Source organism: Halobacillus sp. H74 (assembly GCF_052246715.1).
Taxonomy (GTDB): Bacteria; Bacillota; Bacilli; order Bacillales; family Halobacillaceae; genus Halobacillus; species Halobacillus litoralis_A.
Genome location: NZ_JBQQCI010000024.1, coordinates 1 through 1,116 on the forward strand (window position 1 = coordinate 1; position 1,116 = coordinate 1,116).

Genomic DNA, 1,116 nt, shown 5'->3' on the forward strand with positions numbered 1-1,116 from the left:
GCCCCCATTTCTTGAAGACTCTACTTCGAGATAATCCAAGGCCATTTCAAACTACGTAGCTACCATAGGTTTTGGTTAGGTAAGATTTAGAATTCAATTCCGAACGGCGAAGACTATTTCTTTTAGTAAATCCGCATGATCAAATCAAATGGGATCGCCACAGGCATTTTTCTTCTTGATCAACACAACGAATCACGTGTGGCTTAATGTCGCGACATTTATAAAGAAGATGCGATGTTCTACCCCTTTAGATATGTTATCTAAAGGGGGAATTTTATAGTGAAAGCGGGAAGAACTTCTGAATTAAAATCTAGGAGTATCATTGGTTTGACAATTAGTTTGTACAAAAAGCCCGTCATCTTCTAGCCATTCGGCTACAAATATATCTTTATAATTAGAAATACCTTGTGACTTGAGTTGTTTTTTTAACCAAGACTCATCAAAACCTAAATCACTTAGTTCATCCCATAAAACTTCACCATCGCGGATTATAGTAACCGGAACATAAACAGGCTTTATAGGCATATTGAAATCGACTTGAGTAGTTTTTTGATATTTTGTCTTTTTTAATATACTAATTGAGCCGTTTGATTCTAAATAACAAAAAGCAACTTCTCGGATAGAAAAGGTTTCGCTTTGCCGAAGTAAGCTTTGTAGCTGATTGATATTCATTCGGTTTTTTTTCAATTCTTCTCGATTAACTATTCCATTTTTAATAAGCACAGACGGTTTTCCTTCAAAAATACCGCGAAACGCTAAATACTTTTGGCCAAGATAATCGACCAAGAAAAGTAAACCGCCCCATAATGTCATAGAGTACATAATATAAAAGACACCTATTTTATGGTCGTATAATGCGTTACCGAGTAATTCTCCCAATACAATAGCGGCAATAAAGGTAAAGGGGGTAATTTGATTAATGATTTTCTTTCCAGCAAACTTAACGATTATAAAAAGAAGAAAAAAACCAATAATAAGTTCAGTGGTTAGATATATGATTTTCATAATATAAAGACTCCATTTGAAAGAATTTCTACAAACATCTAGTGTTATATTGCTAATCTTTTTTATGTTTAACAATACAAGCTAAATAATTCTTGTTTATTAAAGAAAAAG

General features: G+C 33.2%; 1 protein-coding gene. It reads right to left on the bottom strand.

Going from position 1 to position 1,116, the window contains the following annotated elements; all coding sequences use genetic code 11:
* Positions 1-303: 303 nt before the first annotated feature.
* Positions 304-1,005: a DUF421 domain-containing protein gene (locus ACTWPX_RS21675; protein ID WP_443121489.1), complete on the bottom strand. Its 702-nt coding sequence runs from the start codon at positions 1,003-1,005 to the stop codon at positions 304-306.
* Positions 1,006-1,116 lie beyond the last annotated feature (111 nt).